Origin of the sequence: Phenylobacterium sp., assembly GCF_044371015.1 — a bacterium.
In the GTDB taxonomy this organism is placed as follows: Bacteria; Pseudomonadota; Alphaproteobacteria; order Caulobacterales; family Caulobacteraceae; genus Phenylobacterium.
The window spans coordinates 1-6,060 of sequence record NZ_JBILUK010000196.1; the positions used below are offsets into that span (position 1 = coordinate 1).

Genomic DNA, 6,060 nt, shown 5'->3' on the forward strand with positions numbered 1-6,060 from the left:
GGCGGTGCGGTTCGCCGTCGAGGGCGCGCCGGTGTTTTCCGCGCTCTGCCATTGCGCCGACTGTCGGCGCTGTTCCGGCGCGCCGGTGACAGCCTGGGGCATGTTCCCGACCGAGGCGTTCTCCTGGACGAAGGGCGAACCCAGACTCTACGCCTCGTCCGAGCACAGCCGCCGCTGGTTCTGCGGCGATTGCGGGACCGGCCTCGCCTACGTCAATGAGGCGATGATGCCCGGCGTGGTCGACATCCAGGTCGCGACACTCGACGATCCGGGCGCCGTTCCCCCGCTTCTGCAGATGCAGATGGCCGACGCGATCAGCTGGATGGCGACCGCCCACACGCTTCCGGCCCACGATCGGTTCCCGCCGCAGCCCTGAGGCGGTTCCGCGCGGCGTCGGCATCGTCTAGCCTGTCGCACACAGCGGCCGTCAGCGTCGCAATCGGGACTGGGAACATCATGAAACATCTGGGATGGGTCGCCGGCGCGGCCGCAATGGCGTTGTCCGCCCTCGCGCCGCCCGCCCTCGCCGCCGGCTACAAGGCCGAGATTCGCCGCACCGCCTTTGGCGCGCCCCACATCCAGGCCCGCGACATGGCCGGCCTGGCCTATGGCGCGGGCTATGCCTCGGGCGAGGACAATTTCTGCGACTTCGCCGAGCGGGTGATGACGGTCGATGGGACCCGGTCCAGGTTCCTGGGGCCGGGCGAGCGCGACGCCAACATCCTGAGCGACCTCTACCACCGCCGCCTGATCGCCACGGGCGTCACCGAGGCCCTGCTGGCCGGCGACCCCAGGAGCCTGGATACGCCCACCGCCGAGGCGCGCGCCGTGGCCCGCGGCTTCATCGCCGGCATCAACCGCTATGTCCGGGATGTGGGCGCCGCCGCCCTGCCCGACGCCCGCTGCCGGGGCGCGGCCTGGATCCGGCCCTATACCGAGATGGACTACTGGCGCGCCACCACGGCGGGCCAGATCCCGATGATGCTGAACGCGGTGGCCACCGCCGCGCCGCCCGGCACGCCGGACATCGTCGCGCCGCACGCCGGGCCGGAGAAATCGCCGGTGCCTGAGGGCCAGGGCAGCAACGCCTATGCGCTGGGTCGGGAGGTGACCAGGACCGGCCGCGGCGTGCTGCTGGGCAACCCGCACTATCCCTGGGACGGCATCAACCGCTTCACCCGGATGCATTTCATCATTCCTGGCAAGCTCAACTTCGTCGGCGCCGGGCTGATGAACTCGCCCACGATCGGCATCGGTCACAATGACCGCGTGGCCTGGACCCACACGGTCTCGACCGCCCGCCGGTTCGGCCTCTTCGAACTCACCCTCGATCCCGCCGATCCTGCGGCCTACATCTTTGAAGGCCGCTCCACGCCGATGGTCCGGCGCGAGATCACGCTCGAGGTGAAGACCGAGGACGGCAGCCTCAAGACCCTCAAGCGAACCCTCTACGAAAGCCGCCACGGCCCCATCGTCGAGGCGCCGATAACGCCCTGGACCGCCAGGACCGCCTTCGCGCTGCGCGAGGCGCCGGTCAACCTGCGTGGGCTGGACCAGTACATGCGCATGTGGCGGGCCCGCAGCGTCCGCGACCTCGCCGCGATCATGTCCAAGCATCAGTCGGCGGGCTTCAACACCACGGCGGTCGACGCCGGGGGCGAAGCCTTCTTCGGCGACATCGGCGCGATCCCCTATGTGACCGACGCCAAGGTCGAGGCCTGCGGCGTCTCCGCGGCCGCCAAGCTCGCCTGGCGGGAACAGCGGATGCCGGTGCTGGATGGATCGCGCGCCGCCTGTGACTGGGACAGCGACCCGGCCGCCGCGACGCCCGGCATCTATCCGCCGTCCATGCTGCCGCAGCTGTTCCGCACCGACTACGCCAGCCAGTCCAATGACAGCCACTGGCTGACCAACCCCAATCAGCCGCTGACCGGCTATGGCCGCATCTTCGGCGATGAGGCGACGGCGCGCTCGCTGCGCACCCGCCTGGGGCTGAAGCAGATCGAGGACCGGGTGGCCGGGCGCGATGGGTTCGGGGCCGCGAAGTTCGACCTCGAGAGCGTCAAGCAGGTGCTGTTCGCCAACCGCAACCTGGGCGCCGAGATGACCCGCGACGATCTCGTGGCGCTCTGCCGCCGCGCCGCCTCCGGGCCGCATCCGGAGCTGGCCGAGGCCTGCGGCGCGCTGGCCGCCTGGGACCTCAAGGTCAATCTCGACAGCCGCGGCGCCCACATCTTCCGGCTGTTCGCGGAAAAGGGCGGCATCCGCTTCAAGGTCGCCTTCGACCCCAAGGACCCGGTCAATACGCCCAACACCCTCGATGTGGACGATCCCAAGGTGCTGGAAGCCCTGGTTGCGTCGGTGAAGCAGCTCAAGGACCTGGGCATCCCGATGACCGCGACGCTGGCCGAGGTGCAGACCGAACCGCGCGGCGCGGATCGCATCCCCATCCACGGCGGTCCGGGGCCTGAGGGGATCTTCAACGTGATCACCCCGGTCGACCTCAAGCCCGGCCTGGGCTGGACCAAGATCCGGCATGGCTCCAGCTGGATCATGGCCGTGGAGTTCACGCCCAAGGGGCCCGTCAGCCACGGGGTGCTGACCTACTCCCAGTCCGCCAATCCCACATCACCCAACGCTGCCGATCAGACCCGGCTCTACTCCGCCAAGGGCTGGGACGACCTTCGTTTCACGCCGGCCGCCGTAAAGGCCGGAACGGTGTCGGTGAAGGTGATCAGCGAATCCGCCTCGCCGCCCTGACGGCGCGGCGCAGCGGCCCGTCGTCCAGCGCGCCCTGGTGCAGGACGGGGCCGATCAGATAGGCCGGCGTGCCCTGGAGCCCCAGGCCGAACGCCTGGCCCGCATGCCGCGCGAGCTGGCCCCGGATGGCCGCGTCGTGGGTCGCGAGGTCGGCCTCCAACCGCGCCCGGTCGGCGCCCGCGTCCCGCGCGATCGCCAGCGCCCTGTCCGGCGTCAGCGCGCCCCGGGCCGCCATCAGAGCGTCGTGCACCGGGTCGTAGCGACCCTGCCAGTGCGCGGCCAACGCGATGCGGGCTGCGGCCTCCGCATCGGGCCCGCGGATCGGCCAGTCCTTCCAGATGACGCCGACGCGCGGGTCGTCGGCGGTCAGCCGGCGAACCGCAGGATCGGTGCGCTTGCATACGCCGCACAGGTAGTCGGTAAAGACCACGACGGTCAGGTCGGGCCGCGCCGCGCCTGACCGAGGGGAGCCCGGATCCCCGAGCACGCCGCGCCGCACCGGCGTATCCGCCACTCGAACGCCCTCCGGCGCCTGAGCCTGCAACCAGGCCGAGACCCCCGCGCCGGCCGTCACGGCGACGCCGAGCGAGATCAGGGTTCGTCGGTCGACAGCGGCCATGATGGCGATATAGGCGCCCGCCGCGCCGGTCGCCGCCGACCGGACCTCAAATCTTGGGCGCGGGCCGGGCCCAGGACGAGCCGCGGCAATCGCCTTCCGGCTGCAGCTGATACTCCACCGCCGCCCGCCAACAGGCCGCCTCCTCCCGCTGATCGTTCCAGGCCCAAGCCAGGCCGGCGCACATCAGCGCCAGGGCGATGCAGACGCCGGCGAGGATCCGGAGCGTAGCGGTGGCGCGGCGATCAGAGAGAGCCATGCTGCGGCTTTGGCCGAAGCCGTGCAGCGGGGCAAGCCTGCATCACGGCGGCGGCGGGCGATCGCCCCGCCTCAGGGCCTCGGTCAATCGGTTCATGGCGGTGCGAAGCTGCACCCGAAGCTCGTTGGCCGTGACCAGAACCGGGGCCGCGACGGCCCAGAACAGCATCAAAGACAGGACCGAGCCCGGCGGCGCCTGTCCGGTCGGCGACAGGAACAGCGAATAGCCGATCAGGCCGCCGCCCAACATCACGATCGCCCCGCACAACGGCCCTCGGATGAGTCCGGCCGCCAGCACCGCCGCGATGTAGATCATGAACGGCGAAAGGAGCCCCAGATGGGGCGCCAACGCCGCGCGGAGACCGGTCGCCGCCGCCACCAGAACGGCCGCGACAATGACCGTGATCAGCAACTGGACCAGGCGGTTCGCCGATGCGCTGGAGCGAGAAGTCATGACAGCCGAGGTTTTGTCGAAGGCCCCAGGATATGGCAACCGGGTTCACCCGTCGCGCGAAGTCCGACCACCCGCGACTGCCGGTCGCGCCGAGACCGCATGGGGGCGTTCTCCGCCCAACCAGACTGCGCGGATGTCGCGGGTGGCCGGCCCGACCCCAGGCCCCGCGGGGAGCCTGGAGCCAAGCTCATTCAAGCGCCGGGTGCGGTGGTCTGGACCGGTTCCGCTTCGACGATGGGCGCCGGCGGCGGGGCGTCGCACCCCTTGCCGGTCCAGAGCCCGCCCATCAGGGCCTTGCGCGTCGTGGCGATCTGTACGGTTTCGGCGGCGGCGGCGCGCACCTGCTCCGCCCGCTGCTTCGCCATGTTGGCGGCGTTGTTGGCGAACATGCCGACGCCGGGAACCCGGCCGAGCATGCCGCTTCGCGCCAGCCCTTCGACCGCCAGCGTGCTCGCCAGGCCGGCGCCCCGGGCCGATCCGTCGGCCTTGGCGGTCTGGGTGTTGGCGTCAGCCATGATCTGGTCCATGCGCGCGCTCTCGGCCGACAGCGCCGCGCAGTCCATCGTGGCGTCGCTGGGATAGCTTACCTGCAGCCCCTGAGCGGCGGCGGAGCCGGCTGATATCGCGAGCAGCGCCGCGGTGAGCGTGATGGTCTTCAACATTGCGATGTTCCCCCATGAAATCGCGTCTGGGGATGACGCTAGAGGCTCGCTGACGCGACGACCTCCCCCATTTGGGGGTGTCAGGCGACCAGATCGGCCAGCGCCTCGGCGTGGGTGAACTGCGGCAGAACGCCGGCGCCCTCAAGCTTCACCACCGTCATGTCCGGGACCGGCGCCCAATCCAGATCCACGCTTGGCGCGACTGTGGACACCGCGAAGGTCCAGCCGCGAGCCGCCGGCGAGGCGGCGGGCGTCCAGCCCCTGGCGTAGAGGCCATGTTCGGCGGCGAAGCCTGCGCCGGAACGGGCGCACATGGCCTGGATATCCCGGGTCAGGAAGGTCACCACGTCGGGATCGGCCATGGCGCCAGCGTCGACGGCTATATCGCCAAAGGAGCGCGCCAGGATGCGTGCGATCAACGGCGTGGTCGCCTGGCGCCGCAGGAACTGGGCGAAAGCGCCAACCAGGTCGGGATTGCGCAGCAGTCGCGCCTGCACCGAACCCCGGAACGTTGACAACTCTCCTGTCTGATGTGTCGGCGGATGCGGATTGAGCATCACCACCCGCCCGAGCCGCTCAGGGTGTCGGGCGGCGAAGGCGAAGGCGGCCGGCGCGCCGGTGTCACGGGCCAGGAGATCAACCCGTTTCAAGCGCAGACGCTCGACGACCGCGGCCATGTCGTCCGCCGAGTCTTCCCCGTGATCACCCGATGATGGATCCGTCAGTCCATAGCCCGGTCGCTGGATCACGATCGGCCGCAAGCCACGCGCGATCAGGGCGCGTCGATAGGTCGGTGGCAGTCTCCGACCCGCCGCGGCGCCGTGAAACACAAACACCGGACGGCCGTCATAGGGACCGTAATCGATCAGGGCGATGCGACGTTCACCACTGAGGTCCAGCACGATGCGCAGCCGTCCCTCACCCTCTCGGTCCTCGAACAAGGGCTCCTCGGCGTCCGCGACCGCGATCAGCTCACGGGCTTCTCCCAACAGACGAGCCAGGTCCTTGATCCCATGCGCGCCGGTCCTGGCCAGGGCGCTCTTGGCGTGGGACTTCACGGTCTCCGGGCTCAGACCCAGGGCTCGCGCGGCCTCGGGCGTTGTCTCGCCGCTGACCAGCCGCGCCGCCACTCTCGCCTCCGTCGGCGTCAACCCCAGCGCCCGCTGGCCAATCGCGGCCAGGTCGTCGCCGAGCCCGTGGGTCGCGCACATGATGCCGATGAGCCGCCCCACCAGCTCCGGCGTCCGCTTGACGCCGGCCTTGGCGGTCAGTCGACGCAACGCATCCCGGGCGGTCTCGCGCCCCACGCC

The 6,060-nt window shown here is 70.5% G+C and carries 7 protein-coding genes; 2 read left to right on the forward strand and 5 right to left on the reverse strand.

What is annotated here, in order from left to right:
- On the forward strand, positions 1–376 hold a 376-nt coding region (locus ACIQ3R_RS13995; protein WP_397419474.1), incomplete at its 5' end, for a GFA family protein.
- Between the two features lie 80 nt (positions 377–456).
- Positions 457–2,760: a penicillin acylase family protein gene (locus ACIQ3R_RS14000; protein ID WP_397419475.1), complete on the forward strand. Its 2,304-nt coding sequence runs from the start codon at positions 457–459 to the stop codon at positions 2,758–2,760.
- Here ACIQ3R_RS14000 and ACIQ3R_RS14005 read toward each other — a convergent pair.
- The 5 genes from ACIQ3R_RS14005 to ACIQ3R_RS14025 all read right to left on the reverse strand — a co-directional run.
- Positions 2,735–3,379, reverse strand: coding sequence for a DsbA family protein (locus tag ACIQ3R_RS14005; protein ID WP_397419476.1), 645 nt, complete (start codon positions 3,377–3,379; stop codon positions 2,735–2,737). The genes ACIQ3R_RS14000 and ACIQ3R_RS14005 overlap by 26 nt on opposite strands.
- Positions 3,380–3,425: 46 nt before the next feature.
- Positions 3,426–3,635, reverse strand: a complete 210-nt coding sequence (locus ACIQ3R_RS14010; protein WP_397419477.1) for a hypothetical protein — start codon at positions 3,633–3,635, stop codon at positions 3,426–3,428.
- Between the two features lie 42 nt (positions 3,636–3,677).
- Complete coding sequence (locus ACIQ3R_RS14015) at positions 3,678–4,088, reverse strand: DUF4118 domain-containing protein (protein ID WP_397419478.1); 411 nt, start codon at positions 4,086–4,088, stop codon at positions 3,678–3,680.
- A gap of 191 nt (positions 4,089–4,279) precedes the next feature.
- Positions 4,280–4,750 carry a hypothetical protein gene (locus tag ACIQ3R_RS14020; RefSeq protein WP_397419479.1) on the reverse strand — a complete coding sequence of 157 codons (471 nt, stop codon included), beginning with the start codon at positions 4,748–4,750 and terminating at the stop codon, positions 4,280–4,282.
- A gap of 80 nt (positions 4,751–4,830) precedes the next feature.
- A partial coding sequence (locus ACIQ3R_RS14025) for an alpha/beta fold hydrolase (RefSeq protein ID WP_397419480.1) occupies positions 4,831–6,060 on the reverse strand: 1,230 nt, incomplete at its 5' end.